Raw genomic sequence first — 1,422 nt, 5'->3', positions numbered from 1 at the left:
GGCCAGTGGACGGCTGCTGACAGTTATTCCCCCAACACCAATCCCAGCGATCTGTCCGATCTGATCGGCGCGTACGCCCAGGGCGGAGCATCCGATGTGCAGGCCGCCGTGTCTGCTGCCGCTGCAGCGTTTCCGGCCTGGTCCACCTCGGGCATACAGGCGCGCTCCGACGCCCTGGACAAGATAGGCACGGAGATCCTGGCGCGCAAGGCGGAGCTGGGCGAGCTGCTGGCCCGCGAAGAAGGCAAGACCCTGCCCGAAGCCATTGGCGAAGTCGGCCGCGCGGGCCAGATCTTCAAGTTCTTTGCGGGTGAATGCCTGCGCCTTACTGGCGAGACCCTGCCGTCGGTGCGTCCCGGCATAGGCGTGGAGATCACGCGCGAGCCGATCGGCGTGGTCGGCCTGATCACGCCCTGGAACTTCCCCATCGCTATCCCGGCCTGGAAGATCGCCCCGGCCCTGGCCTTCGGCAACTGCGTGGTCTTGAAGCCCGCCGATCTGGTGCCCGGCAGTGCCTGGGCCCTGGCCGACATCATCCACCGCTCGGGCATCCCCGCCGGTGTGTTCAACCTGGTCATGGGCCGAGGCCGCGTGATCGGCGAAGCCCTGGTGAACCATGCCGATGTGGCGGCCATCAGTTTCACGGGCTCGGTGGGCGTGGGCCGCGGCATTGCCGAAGCCTGCGTCAAAAGCGGCAAGAAGGTGCAGCTGGAAATGGGCGGCAAGAACCCCCAGATCGTGCTCGACGATGCTGATCTCGCTCAGGCCGTGGAGCTGTCGGCGCAAAGCGGCTTTTACTCCACGGGCCAGCGCTGCACGGCATCGAGCCGCCTCATCGTCACCGACAAGATCTACCCCGCCTTCATCGAGGCCCTGCAGGCGCGCATGGCCCAAATCAAGGTCGGTGACGCACGCGCCGCCGGCACCGATATGGGCCCCGTGGTCAGCCAGGCCCAGCTGGAGCAGGATCTGTCGTACGTGGAAATCGCCAAGGCCGAAGGCGCTCGCCTGGCGGCCGGTGGCGCTCGCGTGGCCTGCCACACGGGCAGCGGCAAGCAGGGCTACTACATGGCGCCCACGCTGTTCGTGGACACCGAGGCCGGCATGCGCATCAACCGTGAGGAAGTCTTCGGCCCCGTGGCCAGCGTGATCCGCGTCAAGGACTACGAGGAGGCCTTGGCGGTGTCCAACGACACGCCGTTTGGTCTGTCGGCCGGCATTGCGACCACCAGCCTCAAGCACGCCACGCACTTCAAGCGCCACAGCCAGGCTGGCATGGTCATGGTCAACCTGCCCACGGCGGGCGTGGACTACCACGTGCCGTTTGGCGGTCGCAAGGGCTCAAGCTACGGCCCGCGCGAGCAGGGCCGCTATGCCCAGGAGTTCTACACCACGGTGAAGACGGCCTATACGCTGGCGTGA

1 protein-coding gene is annotated in these 1,422 nt (G+C 66.9%); it reads left to right on the top strand.

The features are described 5' to 3' along the window. The coding region (locus tag FSY45_RS27675) for an aldehyde dehydrogenase family protein (protein ID WP_046462876.1) at positions 1-1,422 on the top strand (1,422 nt) is incomplete at its 5' end.

The organism is Comamonas sp. Z1, from assembly GCF_008121555.1.
GTDB classification, from domain to species: Bacteria; Pseudomonadota; Gammaproteobacteria; order Burkholderiales; family Burkholderiaceae_C; genus Comamonas; species Comamonas thiooxydans.
The sequence above is the reverse complement of the archived record's forward strand: the minus strand, read 5'-3'. Positions and strand labels throughout refer to the sequence as shown.